This is a genomic window from Bacillus sp. PS217, from assembly GCF_037963535.1.
GTDB classification, from domain to species: domain Bacteria; phylum Bacillota; class Bacilli; order Bacillales; family Bacillaceae; genus Bacillus; species Bacillus subtilis.
Window position 1 is genome coordinate 1,975,858 of sequence record NZ_CP150157.1, and the last position, 22,418, is coordinate 1,998,275.

3 protein-coding genes are annotated in these 22,418 nt (G+C 46.7%); all 3 read right to left on the reverse strand.

The genetic code is table 11. The features are described 5' to 3' along the window. Positions 1-57 precede the first annotated feature (57 nt). Genes ppsE through ppsC form a run of 3 tightly spaced genes read right to left on the reverse strand, consistent with a single transcriptional unit; the run spans position 58 to position 22,408 of the window. Positions 58-3,897, reverse strand: coding sequence for a plipastatin non-ribosomal peptide synthetase PpsE (ppsE, locus tag NSQ83_RS10070; protein WP_198879155.1), 3,840 nt, complete (start codon positions 3,895-3,897; stop codon positions 58-60). 7 nt (positions 3,898-3,904) lie between these two features. Beyond that, a complete protein-coding gene (ppsD, locus tag NSQ83_RS10075) occupies positions 3,905-14,716 on the reverse strand; it encodes a plipastatin non-ribosomal peptide synthetase PpsD (protein ID WP_204551502.1) in 10,812 nt (3,603 codons plus the stop codon). Between the two features lie 24 nt (positions 14,717-14,740). After that, positions 14,741-22,408, reverse strand: coding sequence for a plipastatin non-ribosomal peptide synthetase PpsC (ppsC, locus tag NSQ83_RS10080; RefSeq protein ID WP_339239210.1), 7,668 nt, complete (start codon positions 22,406-22,408; stop codon positions 14,741-14,743). Between the last annotated feature and the right edge of the window lie 10 nt (positions 22,409-22,418).

The window sequence follows — 22,418 nt, forward strand, 5'->3', positions numbered from 1 at the left end:
TCCATTCTTTGATACAAAAAGAAGCGGACAGAGAATGCCTCTGTCCGCGAATCCGCTCTATTGTTTGTGCGGGATTGCTTTATTTGAAGTGATCTTTTCTAAAATGTCGAGGATGATGTCAGCATTCTTTTCAGCATATGTTCCTTCCAGCATGTCTTTATGAGCGCCAAAACCCGTGTACTCACTATAGTTTCCGCAGGCGCCTTCCCATTTCGTTAAGCCTGTATGCCCGCTGGTTTCGGGATGGATTCCAGCTTCGATGAAATGAATGCTTGCTTTGATGTGGCCTTCATTCAGCAATTGTGCCCAATATTCCTGATAGTTTCTTTTTTTCTTCATCACCTTTTCTCTGACTGCTTCAGGCAGATATGCTGCAGATTCGTCATTCCCGGTATCGATAGGCAAAGGCTGTTCTTTTAGATAAGCGTCCACGATAATGAAGTCGCTGACTTCCAATCCTTTGCGCTCCATAGCCTGTGCCACTTCAAAAGCCAGGTTTCCGCCAGCAGAGTAGCCTAATAAAACGTATGGGCCCTCAGGCTGTATGTCCGTCATGCAATTAACATATTGTTCAATGCGGGTGTCTTGTTCAATAAAGTGAAACCCGTATACGGCTGCCTTCTCATTCAGCAATAAAGCAAGGTCTTTAAAATAAATGCCAAATCCCGATATCGGCGGGAAGCAGAAAAGATTTTGCGCGCCGTGCTGGTTCAGTTTGATCACATGCTGTTCATTTGCTGCTGTCAGCTGTTTAGAATAAAGTTTTTCGGCAAGCTGAGCGATTGTCGGATGTTCGAACAAGAAATCAATCGGTATGTCAATGTTCTGCTGATGTTTTAGTGTATGTATGACTTGCAGTGCTTTTAGTGAATGTCCGCCAATAGCAAAGAAGTCATCATCAATACTGATTGTGTTAACACCGAGGACTTGCTTCCAAATGTTCGCCAATTCTTCTTCAACCAAGTTTCTTGGCAATATGATGTTCTGTCGTTTGGCAGGCTTATTTTCTGGAATAGGCAGCGCGCTGCGGTCTATTTTTCCGTTTCCGGTAAGCGGCATCCGCTCCACACGCACCCAGTGCTGCGGGATCATATAGTCTGGAAGCACACGCGCCAAATCGGCGCGAAAATCCGTATCTGTTTTTTTGTGATCACCGACGTAATGAGTGTACAGCTGCGCCTCTCCATCTTTTTCTCTCAATGTCACTGCTGCTTCTTGAACGCCTTCCATTTCTAACAGGTGCGCTTCTATTTCGGCAGGCTCAATTCGTTTTCCGCGGATTTTCATTTGCCTGTCAATTCTGCTGATGTATTCTAAGTTTCCATCAGGCAGCCAGCGCGCCAAATCACCGGTACGGTATATTCTTTCTCCAGGCAAGAAAGGATGAGGAGAAAAAACAGCATTTGTCAGGTCATCTTTGTTCAAATAGCCTTTAGCGACCCCATCACCGCCAACACAAAGCTCGCCGGGAACGCCTATTGGCAAAAGACGTCCTTTTGTATCTAAGATGTAAGCGGTGCTATTGCTGATTGGTTTTCCAATCGGAATCGGCCCCGCATAGTCTCTCTTTATTTCAAAAAAGGTTGAAAAAGTCGTGTTTTCCGTAGGCCCGTAAATATTATGAAGCGCGAGATCTGGGCAGGCGTGCCTGACAGCATTCATCAGAGCAGGCGAAAGTGCTTCTCCTCCGACATATAACGTATCGAGTCCGCGAAACATGTCAGCTCGTACCTGTGCCAGCTGATTAAAAAGAGCTGTCGTTAAAAATAGCACTGTAATGTCATTTTCAAGCAAATATGCTCCAAACCGATCAGGTGTCAGCATTGTCGATTTATCAATGATATGAAGGCTTGCGCCATTTAAAAGTGCCCCGAACATTTCAAAGGTGACGGCGTCAAAGCTGATAGATCCAGTCAGAATAAACCGGTCATCACCGGACGCAGACGTGTAATTGCTGTTTCTGACAAGGGACACGACATTGCGATTCGTGATCATGACCCCTTTCGGCCGGCCTGTTGATCCTGAGGTATACATGATATATGCAAGATCGTCTGGACTGGAGATGGTGTTGATAGGAAAATGGTTCTCTCCCATCAATGCCTGCGCATCTGCAATCATACATGTTCCTGAGAACGCAGCATTTTGCTCCAGCCCCTTTTGAACAATCAGCATTTTTGCTTGCGTTTCCTCAAGCATAAAGCTGACTCGTTCAGGCGGAAGCTCCTCATCAAGCGGGAGGTATGCTCCCCCTGCTTTTAATACGGCAAGCACACTGATCATGAATTCGGGAGAATGTGCAGCCAATATTCCGGCTGTCTCGTTTTTCCGAAATCCCTTTTGAATTAACTCTCTGGCGAGCGCATTAGAGCGTTTATCAAGCTCTTTATACGAAATAGACATATTGCCATACACAAGTGCGGTATGGTCTGGCGTCTTTTCTGCTTGTTCGCGAAATAAATCGATAATTGTATGTTTCTTTGGATACTCCGTTTTTGTATTGTTGAACTGTGTGACAATCTGCTCTTTTTCTGTTGCATCAAGAAAAGAAAAATCAGCAATTGGCATATGAGGGTGCTGTGCAGCTGTGCTAAGCGCTTGCGTAAATTGCCTCTTGATACAGCTGATCCAGGCAGCATCGTAAACGAATGCATTATAGCTGAACTTGATGACAAGCTCTTCGCCGGGAGCAACGACAAGATTAAAGTTATATCCTGATTGCTCGGATACTTGAACTTGATCGATTTGCAGCGGTGAATCGGTCTGATCAGCGGAATCGGCGATTTTCTGCTGTAACGGATAGTTTTCAAAGACGATAATGTGATCAATCAGTTCCTGTTTTAATGCGGTGTTTGCCTGAATATCAAATAAAGGCTGGCAGGTAAACGGCTCAGCTTCCAGCATTTCTTTCTGGCATCGTATGAACAGTTCTTGAAACGTTTCGTCTTGATGTGTTTTAATTCGAATCGGTATGGTATTGATAAACAACCCTATCATTTGCTCCACGCCTGGGATTTCTGACGGTCTTCCTGATACAACTGCGCCAAACACAACGTCGTCTGTGCGGTTATATTGCTGCAGCATCACACCCCAGACAGCCTGAATAAGGGTAGCGAGCGTGACGCCGTGTTGTTTGGCAGTCTCTTTCAGCTTGTCTGTCAGTGGTTTATTTAATGAAAATATCAAATCTTCACGGTGATAACCTTCTTTTGTTTCTTTATCAGACACACGAGGCAGAGGTGATGGAGTGCTGTAGTTTTTTAAATAGGTATCCCAGTAGGCCGCTGCTTTTTCTTTGTCTCGGTTTGTCAGCCAGGAAATATAGGTGCTGTACGGACGGACAGGGTCTAATGAAAGCGGTTTTCCTGCATGAATCGATTGATAAATTTGCATAAATTCCTGCATAACAATACCTAGGCACCATCCGTCCATTAAAATGTGATGGTGACTCCAAAGACAGACATGCTCATCTTCAGCTGTTTTGAACAGAGAAATCCGCATCAGCATGTCTTTTTGCAGATCAAAGCCTTTTTGCTTGTCCTTCTCTTTAAAGCGTTCAATATACTCATTCTGGTCGTTTGTTGGCAGATGGGAAATGTCTTCGCTGTACAAATGGAATTCACGTTCTGTCATCACGACTTGCCGAGGTCCCGACAAATGCGGGACGTGCGGCAAAAACACGGTTCTGAAAATATCATGGCGGTCGATAATGGCTTGAATGCTGCGCTGAAACCATTTATAGCTGAGGCTTCCTTTAATAGTGAAGAGCGACTGCTCAACGTATGCCCCCTCCTCTTTACGGAGGAAGGAATGAAAGAGCATTCCCTCCTGCATGTGACTCAGAGGATAAATGTTCTTGATTTTTTTTATGTTATCCATAGTGTCTGCACCTTTCTTCACGGTTTCATTAGTGAAAACTGAGCATATCAGCAATCTCTTGCAGGGCATCCTCGGTCAGTTCTTGATCATCATAATCGCTGATCGTTTTTTCTGTTTCGCTTTTGTTCTGGCAGTGTTCGATCAGCTGTAATAAAAATTGACGGCATGTTTCGCTAAGCTGTTCGATGGTTTTGCGCTGAAAACGGGTAGTGTCATAAGTCATATTGACAGTCATTTTCCCTTCTGCAGCGATTGCACTGATATCCAGCGACTGTTCACGGTTCCATGTTGTGCTGATATCACCCCCGGCACCCAGCGGAGAGAATGAGAAGGCGTCCTCCTCAGGTACTTCAGCTGTGCGGCCGCTTTCAAATTGACCAAGATAATTAAAGCTGATTTCTGGTGCACCTGTGAAATTGATGTCTTTTTTGCCAGGCGGAGTCAAATATTTGATGACACCGTAGCCGAATCCTTTGTCAGGTACACGTCTCAGTGTATCTTTTGTTGTTTTTAGCACATGAACCATGTATTCTTCCGAATCTGGCAAGTCTGCGTTCAATTTAACCAATAACGGATAAATGGCGGTAAACCATCCAACCGTCCGGCTCACATCTATTCCTTCTAATACATCCTCTCGCCCGTGGCCCTCTAATGATAGTTTGAAGGCGGATTGATTGGTCCAATGGCGCAGCGCAAGAATGACAGAAGCGAGCAGCATGTCCTGCGTATCAGTGTTATATGCGCTGTTGGCGTCTTTTAAGAGTGCTGCTGTCTCTTTCTCGTTTAAGGTAAACGAAATCGTGGACCGTTGTCCCTCGTGTGCTCTAGTTCCATCAATGTGATCAAAAGGCAATGCCTCTGTTTGATACTCTTCGGCTTCGCGCCAATACTTGAGCTGTTTCATGAGCTGCTGGCTTTCAGCGTAGTCAGAGAGCTTTTTCGTATACGCTTTAAATGAGCTTGTTTTAGGCGGCAGTTTGATATCCTCCCCGCCTGCAGCTTGGCGATACCCTAAAGCCAAATCTTCAAGCAGAACCCGCCATGAAATGCCGTCAACGACGAGGTGATGAGCAGATAAAAATAAGAAATCACCGTCAATTGTGTGGAAAAGACCGGCTTGCAGCAGCGGACCATTCTTCAAATCCATTTTCTGCTGAATATCAAGTACATGACGTTTGATAATAGGCTCATACGCTCTATTTCCATCAGTGCCGTCCGGAGCTGATAAATCAATCATCTGAAGGCCGTACAACGCGTCGTCCGAATGACTGAGCGGCCGATTATATTGATCCCACTTTCCTTGTTCATTCTGTGTAAACACCATTCGCAGCGCATCATGATGACACGTTATTGCTTTTAACGTTTTGCGCAGTGCGTCTTCTTGTACAGAGGTGCTTCGATACAGCATTACGGACTGATTAAAATGGTGTTTTTCTTTTATATCTTGAGAAAGAAACCATTTTTGAACAGGCGACCATTGTACGTCTCCCTCAACCGGAGCTTGGCTGGAACTTGTATCTGAATCACGGATATAAGCTGCCAATTCTTGAATGGTCGGATGGCTAAACAAATCTTTCACTGCCATTTGCTTGCCTATCCGGTGAAGCCGCGCAGATACCTGTAACGCTTTGATTGAATCTCCGCCAAGTTCAAAGAACGAATCAGCTGTTCCGATCTTTTCTGCCCCCAGTACTTCTTGCCATATATCTGCCAGTATTTGTTCCATTTTGCTGGCTGGCGGGAGGAATGGACGTTCACCTTCGTGGTTATATACAGGTTTTGGAAGTGCTCCGCGATCCAGCTTGCCGTTTGGTGACAATGGAAGTGAGTCCAGTTTTTCAATAAACGCAGGGTGCATAAACACCGGCAGCTTGTTTTGTAATTCTGAGCGTACAGCATTTGTGCTCAACTCTGGTTTTGTCACCACATAAGCACTTAATTCGGTTTGTCCTGACGCTGTTTCATGAGCAACTACTGCGGCGTCTTTTACACCATTTATACACCGGATGACCGATTCAATTTCTTTCGTTTCTACACGGTATCCTCTGATTTTGACTTGATCATCGATTCTTCCGAGATATTCGAGTGTTCCGTCGGCCATCCATCTGGCGGCGTCTCCTGTTCGGTACATTCGTGTTTCGGGTTTAAATGGATTCTGCGTGAATGCTCTCTCTGTCAGTTCTGGAAGATTAACGTACCCTCTTGCAAGCCCTGTTCCTGCTATACAAAGCTCTCCCGCAACACCGATTGGCTGAAGCTGATGATTGCTATTTAAAATCAGCACTTGAGTCCCGTCAATCGGCTGGCCGATGCTTACGTATGCCTGCTTTTCCATATGTCTCATGACGGTAGTCGCCACGCTGTTTTCTGTCGGTCCATATTCGTTGGCGAGTTCGGTATGCGGACATATAGCTAAGCTGCGGTCGATCAATTCGCGGTCAGCCGCTTCTCCCGCCAGTGTGACGACTCTAAGCGTCTTTACATCTTCCGGCTGCACTATGTCCAAAAGCGCTCGATATAAAACAGGCACAATAATCATATGTGTAATCCGTTGACGAGACAGCTGATGCTTAATGACCAGAATATCCTTCGCTTCCTCTTCATGAAGCAAAACGGCTTTTGCACCTGACAAAAGCGGTGTAAACATACTCGTTATAAAGCCGTCAAATGAGAAAGAAAAGAGCTGCAGAATGGTATCTGTCTCGTTGAATGCATAAGCGTTTCGCCGCCACTGAAGAGTGTTGGCAATACCTTTATGCTCGACCATTACCCCTTTTGGACGGCCCGTCGTTCCAGAGGTATAAATGATATAAGCCAAATGATGAGCAGACGATACTTGCGGCAGCGGTGATTTGTCGTATGCCTCTACACTTTCTATCGCTAAGATCTCTCCTTCAAAGTCAGCAAGTGCTTCCCGATCCGCTTCATTTATTGTCATCAGCAGTTTCGTTCCGCTGTCGCTAAGGATATAGCGTTTCCGTTCTGTCGGGTATTCAGGATCGATGGGAACGTAACAGCCTCCGGCTTTCCACACACCAAGTATGGATGCTATCATACTGAACGAACGATGCATCATGATGCCTACTGGTGTGTCCGGCTTAACACCTCGGCTGCGCAATGCACGTGCGATTCCATTGGACCACTCGTCAAGCTCTTGATAAGTGAGTGTTTTGTCTCCGCTGACAAGTGCAGAAGCTTTTGGTGTTCGTGCAGCTTGCTGCTCAAACAATTGACTGATTGTTTGAACTCCGTATTGATTCGCTTGCCCGGTGTTAAACTCATTAAGCAGCTGGTGCCGCTCTTCTTGGGTCAGGATGTCGATATGGTTGAGTGTCACCTCCGGGTTTTTACCAATGATGCTAAGTACATTTGTTAAATGCGATGCCCAGCGTTCAATGGTGGTTTTCTCGAACAATGCGGTTGAATATTCAAAAAGGAAATGAATGTTTCCGTCGCCCTCAGATGCCTGTAGTGTCAAATCGAATTTAGAAACGAGATGAGAAACTTGTGCCGGCTTCATTTGCAAATCATGAAGATGCAATCGCTCGTAATCATTATTTTGAACAACTAACATCGCATCAAACACTGGATTCCGGCTCATATCCCGTGTCAATTCAAGCTTATCGACAAGTTCTTCGAACGGGTAATCCTGGTGCTCAAAGGCTTCCAATGCTGTCTCGCGCACTTCCTGCAAGTACTGTACAAACGGCTTCCCGCCCTCCGGGCGCGTCCGAAGCGCCAGCGTGTTCACAAACATGCCGAGTATCGTCTCAAGATCCTTGTGCGGCCGGCCGGCGATTGGCGAGCCGACGATGATATCCTCCTGTCCGCTTAAGCGTGACAAGAACGCGGTGTAAGCCGCAAGGAGCACCATGTACAGTGTGCTTCCGTTTTCTCGTGCCAGCTTGTGAAGGCCTGATGCAACCTCTTGATCCAGCGTAAATGAGACCTTGTCACCCGCGAAGCTTCGCACCGGCGGGCGGGCATGATCAGCGGGGAGATCCAGCACAGGCAGCTCGCCCTCGAGCTGCTTCAGCCAGTACGCCTCTTGCGTTTTGTACGCGTCTCCAGTTTTAAATTCTTCTTGCCATACGGCATAATCTTTATATTGAATGCGCAGTGCCGGAAGCTTCCGATTATTGTACAGCTCGCCGAATTCCCGAATCAGAATGTTGACGGAAACACCGTCTGAAATGATGTGATGCATATCAACCAGCAACAGGTGCCGCTCATCTGATATCTTTACGATTTGGGCACGGAACAGCGGCGCTTGGCTGAGATCAAACGGTTTGATAAATGCGGCTGCGGCCTCCTGTTCGGTTCGTGCGCCGAGAACTGTAGTCTGTAACGTAAACGGCACCTCGTCATGGATGCGCTGAACCGGATCGCCTCCTGCGTCCTGTTCGAAGGAGGTCCGAAGCGACTCGTGGCGCTTGATCAGCTCTTTGAAAGCTCTGTCCATCCTTTCAGGGTTGAGCTTCCCTTCGAGCTCTAATACAGCCGGCATATTGTAGCCTGTCCCTCCGTCCTCCAGCTGCTGAAGGACATAAATCCGCTTTTGGGCAGAGGAAACCGGATACGTTTCCTGCTTTTCAGCCGGTTTTATCGCTTTATATGGACTGTCCGTTCCTTCATGGATAACGGCCGCCAGCCCTTCTACTGTCGGATGGGCAAATACATCTTTTAGCGGCACCTGTACATCGAATTCTTTGGCGATCCGTGAGACAAGCGCCGTTGCTTTTAAGGAATGTCCCCCGCGGTCAAAAAAGTTGTCGTGAATCCCGACAGGGCCATTTTTCAGCACGTCCTCCCACAGCTGAGAAAGCTTCATCTCAGTCACGTTTCTCGGCGCCGTGTAGGTCTCCGCATCTGCCGCTCCGCCAGGAGCTGGCAGGGCGTTTCGGTCAAGCTTTCCGCTTGGTGTAACCGGCCACTGTTCCATCTCTATCATATAGGCTGGGATCATGTAGCCCGGCAACAGTCTTTCAAGCTGTGCCCGCACTTCGTTTCTCCGGAGCCCTTCTATATAAGCGCATAATTCCGGCTCCCCGCTGTCTGTCCGTACGGTAACGGCCGCCTCCCTTACACCTTCTATGCTTATTAGTGCCGCTTCAATTTCTCCCGGCTCAATCCGGTAGCCGCGGATTTTCACCTGATCATCCGTGCGCCCGAGGAATTCAACATTCCCGTCAGGGAGCCAGCGCGCCACATCCCCGGTTTTGTACATGCGTTCCCCCGGGTAAAACGGGTCTTCAAGAAAACGCTCCTCCGTTAATGCCGGCCGATTCAAATAACCTCTGGCAACACCCGCTCCGGCAATGTACAGTTCGCCGATACATCCAGCAGGCAGCATCCGCTGATTCTGATTCAGGATATATAATCTGACATGATGAACAGGTTTTCCAATTGGGATCCGTTCAAGTTTTTCATGCGGCGGACAATCAAAGAATGCAGCTTCTACGGTTGCTTCCGTTGGCCCATAGGAATTGGTTATTGAAACATTTGGAAGCAACTCGTAAAATCGGGAGACAAGATGGGTCCCCAGCTGTTCTCCCCCAGAAAACACTCGCTTGAGTCTGTTTGTCTTAATCGGTACAGAGCGATATTTTATATGTTCTAAAAATGCATGGAGCATTGAAGGCACAAAATGCATAGCTGTGATCTTTTGTTCTTCTATGGCCTTCGCGATCACTTCAGGTTCTTTTTCGCCTCCCTGAGGAAGCAGATAAACAGAAGCTCCGGCATAAGGCCACCAAAACAGCTCCCATATTGAAGCATCGAATGAATATGATGTTTTGTGCATAATCATATCTGAATGCTTTAGCTGATAGCGGGACTGTAGGGAATTCAAAAAATTCACCGCTGATCGATGTTCAATTTCAACACCCTTAGGCATCCCGGTAGAGCCGGATGTATAGATGACATAGGCTAAAGATTGCGGGAGAACATCCACATTCGGATTGGACAAACGATGTGCCAGTCCGTTATTTGTCTGATTGAGATAGACAATCTCTCCTGTAAATGCCGGAATATGAAGGCTGGCAGACTGAAGCAGGAGAATGTTTGTACCGCTGTCCTCCAGCAGAAAGCTGATTCGTTCTTCCGGATAATCCGGGTCGATGGGCAGATAAGCGCCGCCAGCTTTAAGAATGCCATAAATGCCAAGCAGCATTTCAGGTGAACGCTTTCCTATAATGGCAACAGTCGTTTCGGGTTTTACCCCCCGTCCAATTAGCTCCCAGGCGATACGGTTAGCCTGTTCGTTCAATTCTTTATAGGTCATCACTCCATCTTCGAAGATAACGGCCGCCTGATCAGGCGTTTTTGCTGCCTGCTGTTCGAGTGCATAGTGGAGCGTTTGATTCATTGAATAGCCCGTCTCCTCAAACGGATGGCATGATTCAATGAAATCTCTCTCTTCTTCTTTTGTTAAGATTGGAATATCGTCCAATTCTGTTTCAGGGCTGGCAGCTGTATGTTCCACAAGCGTGGTGAAAAGGCTGGCCCACCTTTGGATGGTTTCTTTCTCAAACAAAGCTGTACTGTATTCAAACTGACAGAAAAGCTCGGAATCATGCTCTGTAACGTATAGGGAAATATCAAATTTTGATATTGGGTGCTCCAAGTCGTTCCACTGAAGCTGTACATCATTCATTTTTAGCTTTTGCTGTTCCATATTCTGAAGGACTAGCGTTGTGTCAAACAAAGGATTCCGGCTCATTTCCCGCTGCACACCGAGTTTGTCCACAAGCTCTTCAAACGGGTAATCCTGATGCTCATACGCTTCTAATGCCGTCTGTCTGACTTCTTTCAGAAATTCCTCAAATGTCTTATTACCCGCTGGGCGTGTGCGGAGAGCCAGTGTATTGACGAACATCCCAAGAACAGCTTCAAGGTCGGCATGGGGCCGTCCGGCGATTGGTGAACCAATCACGATATCATCCTGACCGCTTAACCGAGACAAAAAGGCTGAATACAAAGCGAGAAGCGTCATATAAAGCGTGCTTCTGTTTTTATGGGCGAGCCGCTTTATGCGGGCCGTGATCTCTTTGTCCAATTGAAAGGTTACTTTTCCGCCTATGAATTGCCGTTCTGCCGGACGTCGTTTATCTGTTGGAAGCTCCAGTATAGGAAGATCCCCGCTAAACTGCTGCTGCCAGTAAGTCTCCTGCTTTTGGTACGAGTCTCCCTTTTTAAATTTCTGCTGCCATACGGCGTAATCTTTATATTGGATCCGCAATGGCTTAAGCTGCCGGTTTGCATAAAGATCGGTAAATTCTCGGATTAGGAGCTGAACGGATACGCCATCTGAAATGATATGGTGCATATCCACCAGCAATACATGCTTCTCGTTTGACACTTCTATAAGGCCTGCTCTAAATAATGGCGCCTGGCTGAGATCAAAGGGACGGACAAATCCCTCGATAGTGGTCTCTTTACTTAACGTAAAAGGCACTTCGGTGTGGATACGCTGAACCGGCTCGTCATCAGCTCCGGATACAAAGGAAGTTCGAAGCGGCTCATGCCGGCTGATCAGTTCTTTACATACAGCAGACAGTTTGGCGACATCCAGTGCACCTTCCAGTTCTAAGACCGCAGGCATGTTATAGGCGACACCCTCATCAAGCTGTTGAAGCACATAGATTCGTTTTTGGGCCGAAGATACAGGATATGTATCCCTTTCTTCTGCTGGTTCAATTGCTGCATACAGATTTTGTTCAGCCTCTCGAATAATTAAAGCTAATCCTTCAACAGTCGGATGAGCAAAGATGTCCTTAAGTGAAACTTGCACATGGAATTCCTTTGCGATCCGTGACATAAGCACTGTTGCTTTTAACGAGTGGCCGCCATTGTCAAAAAAGTTGTCTTGGATGCCTATATGTCCATTCTTTAGCACATCTTCAAATAGTTGCGAAAGCTTTGCCTCTAACAGATTTCGAGGGGCAGTATATGGGTTTCCGCTGATTGAAGCATCTGGCTCCGGAAGTGCTGCGCGATCTACTTTTCCGTTTGGGGTAAGAGGTATGCTGTCAACCCATATCCATTTCGACGGAATCATGTATTCTGGGAGCTCACTAGCCATATAACTGCGTAAATCTATTGCATTCAGCTTTTGTACACTGCAATAGTAAGCGCATAATTCATGTTCACCGTTTTGATCTTGCCAGATGAGAATGGCAGCCTCACTAATGTCCGGATGATTCATTAGCGTGACTTCGATTTCTTGCGGCTCAATTCGATAACCTCTGATTTTCACTTGATTGTCTGCCCGTCCGATATATTCGATGTTGCCGTCTTCAAGCCGTCTGGCCAAATCACCTGTACGGTACATGATCACACCAGGCCTGAATGGGTCGGATGAAAATTTGTCGCGTGTCAGTTTATCGTGATTGACATATCCTCTGGCAACACTTGCGCCGGAAATATAGAGTTCACCTGGTACGCCGCAGGGCTGCAGTTGTTTTTGATGATTCAAAATATATAGATCAGTACAGCTTATCGGTTTACCGATTGGCGGAAACTCCGGAATAGGGTCTCCCGGATGAATGGTATACGTTGATACGACATGAGTTTCTGAAGGTCCGTAATGATTGTGCAGGTGTATGTCGCGTTCACGTAACATCTCTTGGAAAAGGTCTGAAATCATTAATTGTTCCCCGGCTGCAATCAAGTGTTTGACGCCATAAGGAAACGAGTTCGCCAGTTGCTGCTCGCTGAAAATCATTTTGATAAAAGCAGTTGGGAGAAACACAATATTCGTCTGTTGCTTGTTTATAAATGCAAACAGCTGAGGCACATCTCTTTTTATGGCTTCTGGCACGATGTGCAGTGTGCCTCCTTTAAGAAGCGCAGAAAATATTTCTTGATAGCAGACGTCAAAGGCAGGTGTCGCAAATTGCAGAACATCTGCTTCGAAATCAATGCCAGAGTGTGCATATTCGAACTTCAGCAAGTTAGCCATGTTTCGATGCTCAAATTGAACACCCTTTGGTTTACCTGTTGTACCTGACGTATAAATGATATACAGCAGATCGTCAGCATTATTGACTGACTTCATGTTATTGCCGTCTTCTTTGCTTTCGATATCTTCTGCATGAGTGATAATGTAATTGTTTTCTAACGATGAGGAAAGATGCGCTTGTGAAACAACATGCGAACAGCCGCAGTCATTTAGAATATAACGGATTCTGTCAGCTGGATAATACGGATCTATCGGAACAATAGCGCCGCCTGCCTTTAAGATTCCAAGAATACCTGTGATAAACGCCGCTGAGCGTTCCATCATAATCGCAACGGGCTCCTGTCTCGCAACACCCTTCATTCGTAAATGCCGCGCCAATCTGTTAGCCGATTTATTCAGTTCTTTGTATGTTAACGAGCAGGCTTGATCAATTACCGCATAAGCATCCGGCGTCTTTTCTGCTTGTGTTTCAAACATGGCATGGATGGTTTCGTAAACTGGTGTTCGATCTGCGATTTCTCCAATCAGCTGCCGCTTTTCGGTGTCTGTCGTAATCTCGATTTCACCAGGTGAAAGATTCGGATTGTGTAAGATTTGCGATACAACATTCAGAAAATGCTCCTTGACAGAAAGCACAAAAGACCGATCGTGCTGCTCAGCATCATAGCTCATTTTCATATGGATTTCTTCTCCTGGTGCTACCATAAGATAAAAGCTGTAGTTGGTTTCATCTGCGACAGTGAAATTATGAATTTGAAAAAGATCAGAAGCATGTTCCTGTTTGTTCAGCATTTGAATCTCTTGCTGCACCGGATAGTTTTCAAATACGAGAATATGATCAATCAGCCCTTGCTTAACAGCTGAGCGGGATTGAATCTCATACAAAGGGTGGTAGCTGTACGCTTCAGCGGCAAGACGGTCTTTTTGCATATCTTTTATAAGTTGAAGAAATGGCGTTTTTGCCCCCTGCACCCGAATCGGCATCGTATTAATGAAAAGACCTACCATATGTTCAATGCCTTCGATTTCTGCGGGCCTTCCTGAAATGACAGAACCGAATACGGCGTCATCGTTATTATTATATTTTTGCAGCAGAATGCCCCAAATGGTATGAAAAATCGTACTGAGTGTCACTTCTTCTCTTGCAGCAAGCTCTGAAAGCCTGCTGCTTTCTTCCTTAGAGAATGAAAATGTAACGTGTTCCTGCCTGCTTCTTCCCTTTGTTTTTTTCTGCTTCGGGAGCACGGTTTGCTGTTCATGGCCGGAAAGATAATGGTCCCAATAAGAAACCGCCTGCTCTTTGTCTTGCTCCATCAGCCATTTGATATACTTTCCGTATGGCTGGACCGGCTCCAATGTTATTGGGGATGCATTTACATAAGATGCGTAAATATGCAGAAACTCCTTTAGCACAATGCTGAGGCACCAACCGTCCATCATGATGTGATGAAAGGTCCAAATACAAGTGTACTGGCTCTCTCCTGTTTGAATCAGAGCGATGCGCATGAGCACATCCTTTTGCAAATGAAACCCCCGGTCCCGGTCCTTTTCTTTCCATTGCTCGATAAACTGTGATTGCTCCGCCTCGTTTAAATGAGTAATGTCTTCTTCCAGTACGATGACATTTCGTTCTCTCAGAACAACCTGCTGGGGGGAGGAAACATTTTGGCTGATAAAAATCGTTCTGAAAATATCATGTCTTTCTACAAGAGCGTTGATGCTGTTTTGAAAAAACTGCGGGTTGACTTTTCCTTCTATTGTAAAAGAAGCTTGCTCAACATACGCCTGTGAATCTTTTTGCAGGAGGGAATGGAAAAGCATCCCTTCCTGCATGTAAGACAGCGGATAAATATCCTGAATTGAATTCGCTTTTGTCATGTTCATGTCTCCTGTCACGATTTTCTACAATTCTTCCACCAAGCTGGTTATGCTGTCCAAGTCCTCTGCCGTTAATGATTGACTGCTGAAATCGCTCAGTGTCTTTTCTGCTTTCTGTTGACCGGCGCAGTGTTTCATAATGTCCAGCAAAAAGTGTTCAATCCTGTTAATAAGCTGTTCCATTGTGTTTCTGTGAAAGCGGGCTGGCGGATAACTAAGATTGAAATGGAGCTTTTTGTCTGCTGCCATTGCGCTCATCTCGATGATTTGCTCACGCTTCCATGTATGAGTGATATCCTTTCCGCTCCCAAGGCTTGATGGGCGGAAGGTGTCCTGTCTTTCGATGTCGTTGAACTGGCCCAAATAGTTAAAGCTGATTTCAGGTGTTTTTGAAAACGTAATGCTTTTATTTTCAGGGTGTGTAAGGTATTTCAGCATACCGTAACCTACCCCTTTGTTTGGTATCCGGCCCAGTGTATCTTTAACGGTTTTTACTGAGGTTCCGAGCTCATCCCTATGATTTTCAAAGCTTATGAAGGCCGGGTACATGGATGTAAACCAGCCGACCGTCCTGCTGATATCTAACTCTGGCAGAATGTGTTCTCTACCGTGTCCTTCCATAGCGATACGGAGCTTACTTCCTCCTGTCCATTCACAAATCGCCAAGGATGCTGCGGTTAACAGAATATCTTGTGTATCTGTGCCATAGGCGTAATTGACATTTTGCAGCAAGACGGCGGTGTCTGCTTCAGTCAGTGAAAAGCTTAATGAGTCCCTTTTGCTGGAGTCGATGTTCAGATGATGCGGTATTTCATATGGCAGTTCTGCGGCTTGCTGTTCTTCTATACTTCGCCAATACGCCTCTTCGCGAATCAGCTTACTGGTTTGGGCATATTCCTGTATGCGTCTTGCGTATTCCTGGTAGGAATCCGTTTTAGGCGGAAGCTGGATCGTCTGGCCTGCAGCAGCTTGTTGATATCCGGCTGACAAATCCTCCAGCAAAATCCGCCATGAGACACCATCAACGACAAGGTGATGGATCGCAAGGAACAAGTAATCTCCGGTCAGTGTTTTAAACAAAGCGGCGTGCAACAATGGTCCTTCCTGCAAATTGATGCTTTGCTGAAGATCTGCAACTTCTTGTTTGATTTTCGTCTCCCAGCCGCTTTCTGACTGTGAAAGATCAGAGATTCTTAAGCTGTATAGCTGTGACTCCTTAATGCCTTGGTTGATTTGAATCCATCGCCTATCATCGTTGCGATAAACCATCCGAAGCGCATCATGATGCTCCGCCAGTTTTTTCAAGGCTGGTCTAAGGGCGTTTTCAGACAAACGTCCAGAATGGAATAGCATGACAGACTGATTGAAATGGTGTCTTTCTTCAATATCTTGTGAAAAAAACCATTGCTGAACAGGCGTCCAAGGAACGTCACCCTGAATGGGTCCTTGCTCTATGATTCTCTCTGACTTACGGATCAATGGTGATAAGTCCTTTATCTTTGGATGACGGAATAAATCACTTACCTGCAAGCTTAGTCCATAGCGCCCAAGGCGTGCAGAAACTTGAAGCGCTTTGATTGAATCTCCGCCCAATTCAAAAAACGAATCCTCTATTCCGATCCTCTGGATGCCGAGAACCTCCTGCCAGATCAACACAAGTTGGTCTTCAAGGTCATTTCGAGGTGGAGCGTACGTTTGTTTAGATGTGAAATTTGGTTCAGGAAGTGCTTTTCGGTTCAATTTGCCGTTTGATGTGAGCGGGAGAGTCTCCATTTCAATAATGTACGCCGGGATCATATAGTTTGGCAGCGAACGCGCAAGAAGAGAACGCACTTGTTCAGCATTCGTGCCTGCTTTTACGCTGATATAGCCAAACAGCTCTTTGCTCCCGGTCTGGGCTGTACGTGCTAACACTGCGGCTTCTTTGACCCCGTCTATTTGACGAAGTGCTGATTCGATCTCACCCAGCTCCACACGATAGCCTCTGACTTTTACTTGATCATCAATACGGCCAACGTACTCAATTGTCCCGTCAGGAAGCCAGCGCGCCAGATCACCTGTGCGATACAGTCGATCGCCAGGTGCAAATGGATGTGGGACAAATTTCTCTTTCGTTAAATCAGGACGGCCCAAATATCCTCTGGCGACGCCATCTCCGCCGACACAAAGTTCACCGACAGCTCCGACCGGCTGCAGCACTCCCCATTGATTTAAGATATAAGCGGTGGAATTACCAACCGGCCGCCCGATCGGAATGGAAAGTTCATATGTTTTTTGAATGTGAAGGCATGTCGAAAAAGTTGTATTTTCGGTAGGGCCATATCCATTCCATATAGATACTTCAGGGCAGACATTTCTGATTCGATTGACGTGGCTCGGCGACAAAGCTTCTCCGCCAATAATCAAATGTTTCAGCTGTGAAAATGTTTGTTCATTTTGTTCTGTCAAATGATTGAATAGAGAAGATGTCAGCCAAATCGTTGTGATTCCTTGATGTTCTATGTACCTCTTAAGCTGATGGGAATCGAGAAATGTTTGTTGATCGGACAGATGCAAAGCGGCACCATTTAGCAGCGGTCCGAAAATTTCAAATGACCCAACGTCGAAACCGATTGATGATGTCATCAGAAGGCGGTCTTCAGGTGTAAATGTAATATAATTGCTGTTTTTCACAAGACGAATTACACTTCGCTGCTCAATCATGACACCCTTTGGTTTACCGGTTGATCCAGAGGTATAAATGATATATGCGAGTGAATGTGGCCCTGCTGAAGAATCAACGTTCTTCGTTTCTCCTTGCTTTTGAATATCTTCGATTATGATTTGTTCACATTCAATGTCTAATCGTTGTTTTTCTGTTTTTTCAGATTGAAGGAGTAATGCCGCCCCGCTGTCTGACAGCATATAAGCTATTCGTTCAACAGGCAGATCAGAAGCAATAGGCAGATAGGCTCCCCCGGCTTTTAGAATGCCCAGCATTCCTGCAATGAGTTCTGGTGTTCTGCCTGTCAACAAGGCTACAACACTATCAGGCCCTACGCCCTTAATCTGTAGAACTGAGGCAATTTGATTTGCCCAGCTGTTCAGGTCCTCGTAAGTAAATACTTGGGTGTCGCTGACAATTGCTACAGCATTAGGCGTTTGTTCAGCCTGCATTTCAAAGAGTCTGCTGATGGTTTCATTTCTTGGATAATCTATTTTTGTGCGATTGAGCTCGTGGATAAGGTAATGGGTCTCATCCTCATTCAGGATATTTATTGTTCCGAGAGCGGCTTTGTTGTCTTTGATGATGGAGAGTAACATATTGATGAAGTATTGAAGCCACTTTTCTATCGTTTTTTTCTTATATAAGTCAGTACTAAACTCCATTTGGAACGTCAGCAAACCGTGGGGCTGTTCCTGGGCATATAGGGTTAAATCAAATTTGGACGTTTGATGCCCATTGTTTGCTGCAGGTTTGAGACAAAGTTCATCCAGCTCCAACGATTCCTGATCCATGTTTTGAAGAACAAACATTACGTCAAACAGCGGATTTCTGCTCATATCCCGTGTCAATTCAAGCTTATCGACAAGCTCTTCGAACGGGTAATCTTGGTGCTCAAAGGCTTCCAATGCTGTCTCACGCACTTCCTGCAAATACTGTACGAATGGCTTCCCGCCCTCCGGGCGTGTCCGAAGCGCCAGCGTGTTCACAAACATGCCGAGTATCGGCTCAAGATCCTTGTGCGGACGGCCGGCAATTGGCGAGCCGACGATGATATCCTCCTGTCCGCTTAAGCGTGACAAGAACGCGGTGTAAGCCGCAAGGAGCACCATGTACAGTGTGCTTCCGTTTTCTCGTGCCAGCTTGTGAAGGTCTGATGCAACCTCTTGATCCAGCGTAAATGAGACCTTGTCACCAGCGAAGCTTCGCACCGGCGGGCGGACATGATCAGCCGGAAGATCCAGCACAGGCAGCTCGCCCTCGAGCTGCTTCAGCCAGTACGCCCCCTGCGTTTTGTACGCGTCTCCTGTTTTGAATCCTTCTTGCCATACGGCATAATCTTTATATTGAATGCGCAGTGGCGGAAGCTTCCGATTATTGTACAGCTCGCCGAATTCCCGAATCAGAATGTTGACGGAAACACCGTCTGAAATGATGTGATGCATATCAACCAGTAACAGGTGCCGCTCATCTGATACCTTTACGATTTGGGCACGGAACAGCGGCGCTTGGCTGAGATCAAACGGCTTGATAAACGCGGCTGCCGATTCCTGTTCGGTTTGGTCGCCGAGAACTGTCGTCTGTAATGTAAACGACACTTCGTCATGGATGCGCTGCACCGGATCGCCTCCTGCGTCCTGTTCGAAGGCGGTCCGAAGCGACTCGTGGCGCTTGATCAGCTCTTTGAAAGCTCTGTCCATCCTTTCAGGGTTGAGCTTCCCTTCGAGCTCTAACACAGCCGGCATATTGTAGCCTGTCCCTCCGTCCTCCAGCTGCTGAAGGACATAAATCCGCTTTTGGGCAGAGGAAACCGGATAGGTTTCCTGTTTTTCAGAGGGCTTAATCGCTTCATATGGACTGTCCGTTCCTTCACGGATAACGGCAGCCAGCCCTTCTACCGTCGGATGGGCAAACACATCTTTTAGCGGCACCTGTACATCGAATTCTTTGGCGATCCGTGAGACAAGCGCCGTTGCTTTTAAGGAATGTCCCCCGCGGTCAAAAAAGTTGTCGTGAATCCCGACAGGGCCATTTTTCAGCACGTCCTCCCATAGCTGAGAAAGTTTCATCTCAGTCACGTTTCTCGGCGCCGTGTAGGTCTCCGCATCTGCCGCTCCGCTAGGAGCTGGCAGGGCGTTTCGGTCGAGCTTTCCGCTTGGTGTAACCGGCCACTGTTCCATCTCTATCATATAGGCTGGGACCATGTAGCCCGGCAACAGTCTCTCAAGCTGCGCTCGGATTTCGTTTCTTTGGAGCCCTTCTACATAAGCGCATAATTCCGGCTCCCCGCTGTCTGTCCGTACGGTAACGGCCGCCTCTCTTACACCTTCTATATTTCTTAGTGCCGCTTCAATTTCTCCCGGCTCAATCCGGTAGCCGCGGATTTTCACCTGATCATCCGTGCGCCCGAGGAATTCAATATTCCCGTCAGGGAGCCAGCGCGCCACATCCCCTGTTTTGTACATGCGTTCCCCCGGGTAAAACGGGTCTTCTAGAAAACGCTCCTCCGTTAATGCCGGCCGATTCAAATAACCTCTGGCAACACCCGCTCCGGCAATGTACAGTTCGCCGGCGACACCAGAAGGCTGTACGGCTAAATGTGGATCTAAAACATACAAACGCGCACCGGGTACGGGCTTCCCAATCGGAATCCGCAAACGGTCTCTGTCCCGTTCTGGATCCAATACGTAAAATGCCGCGTCTACCGTTGCTTCTGTCGGCCCGTAGCCATGGATTAATGATACCTGCGGCAATACAGAAGCAAAACGGGCTGCCGTACGCGGCGCAAGCGGTTCACCTCCGGCGAATACACGCTTCAGGCTTGTCCTGTCACTCAGCCTTTCGATTTCCGCTTGATCGAGAAAGCTGTTCAGCATAGCCGGAATAAAATGAGCCGTTGTCACGTTTTCCTGATGAATGGCTTGTACGATCAACGCGGGGTCTTTTTCCCAGCCGGGCGGAAGCAGATACGCCGAAGCACCGGAAAGAGTCCACCAAAACAGCTGCCAGACAGACGCATCAAAGGAAAAAGAGGTTTTCACCATGACAATGTCATCTTCCGAAAGCGGAAACTGGTGCTGCATACCGGTCAGAAAGGAAACAGCCTGGCGGTGCTCAACGGCCACTCCTTTTGGCTGCCCGGTAGAGCCCGATGTATAGATGACATAGGCGAGAGAACCGCCGTCAGCAGGAGTAAATAGATGGTTTTCTGCTTTTTCGCTCGCAAGAGATGTCATGTCAACTTCAAGCGTCTCTCCGGAAAAGTTCGGTACGGAACATTTCGGCTGCGTCAGCAAGAGTGATGCCCCGCTGTCTTTCAGCATGTAGCTCAGCCGCTCCTTTGGATACGCAGGATCAAGCGGCAAATAGGCCCCTCCGGCCTTCAATACAGCAAGGACAGCGATCAGCATGTCAGGTGAGCGTTCAGACAGGACACCGACGATACTTTCGTTTGTGACGCCGCGTGCCGCTAGGTGCGCAGCCAGCCGGCTGGCGTACATGTCAAGCTCAGCGTATGTCAGCAAACCGCCGGAAAAGCGAATCGCTGGCCGCTCCGGTGTGACTGCCGCCTGTCGCTCAAACAGGCCATGCAGGGTTGGCGCTTCAGGTGAAACAGATACTGTCCTGTTATTTTGAGAAACGATTTTCCGTGTTTTGTCCTCATCTAGCAACGTCATCTTTGACACAGGAAGAGATGGATCAGAGATGACGTCAGAGATCATGTGCAGTAAATAATCTTTTATCTCAGACATCATATTTGGTTGATAAGCGCCTGTATGAAAATGAATCCGAACGTACAAAGTACGCCCTGGGATCACTTTGACACTGCATCTATAATTAGTTACCTCTTCCATCTCAAAATCTTTCACGGAGAAATCAAATGATCCAGCTTGATTCAGCTCTTCAATCTCTTGTTGAGTAGGTGTATTTTCAAAGACGATAATATGATCGATCAGCTCTTGTTTAAGAGCGCTCTGCGCCTGAATATCATATAAGGGAAAGTAACTATAAGCTTCTACCTCAGTCATGTCCTTTTGCATTCTGCTGACTAGGTCAGAAAAAGACAGAAAATCACTTTGGACTCGAATAGGAATGGTATTGATAAAAAGTCCGACCATGTTTTCCACATCTTTTAGCTCAGAAGGTCTGCCTGATATAACTGATCCGAACACAGCATCGTCGCGGCGATTGAACTTTTGGAGCATGATTCCCCATAAAGCTTGGAAAACAGTGTTAAGTGTCGCACCACAAGCTGCAGCGATTTTCTGTAATTCGGAGGTTTCTTTTTCAGGAATGGTAAACGTGATCTGCTGTAATGTCCCATCCGACATTTGATTTGTTCTTTTAGGCAGAGGCGAAGCTTTTTCGAAATGCTGAAGCCTCTTTTTCCAATACTCAGCTGCTTCTTCCCGGTCTTGCTGCATCAGCCATTTAATATACGTCCCGTACGGCTGTACGGGAGGCAAATCAGGAAACTGCCCTTTTCCAAGCGCTTGATAAATATGGAGAAAGTCTTTAATGACGATGCCTAAACACCAGCCATCCATTAAAATATGATGGTGGCTCCAGATACAGACATAATGATCAGGCGCCCATTTTAAAATAGATATTCTCATCAGCACATCCGTTTGGAGATCAAAGCCTTTGGATTTGTCCTGCTCTTTGAATGCCTCTGTACAATGTTCTTTATCTTTTTCATTGAGATGAGAAATATCTTCAACATGAACAGGGCAATGACGTTGCTTGAGCACGACTTGACGAGGTTTGGCTACATTTTTATAGATGAATGCTGTTCGAAAGATATCGTACCTGTCAAAAACAGCATCCATACTTTTCTGAAAACGCTCCAAGTCAAGCTGTCCATTGATCGTAAAAGAAGCCTGTTCAAAATAAGCTCTCGACTGTTCATCATACAGTGAGTGAAAAAGCATCCCTTCCTGCATAAATGACAAAGGGTATATATCCTGTATTTCGGGTTGCTGCGGCATCAGTGAATCT

Coding starts and splice junctions, on each gene's coding strand:
- ppsD (WP_204551502.1), bottom strand. CDS start 14,716: ATGACAAAAGCGAATTCAATTCAGGATATTTATCCGCTGTCTTACATG.
- ppsC (WP_339239210.1), bottom strand. CDS start 22,408: ATGCCGCAGCAACCCGAAATACAGGATATATACCCTTTGTCATTTATG.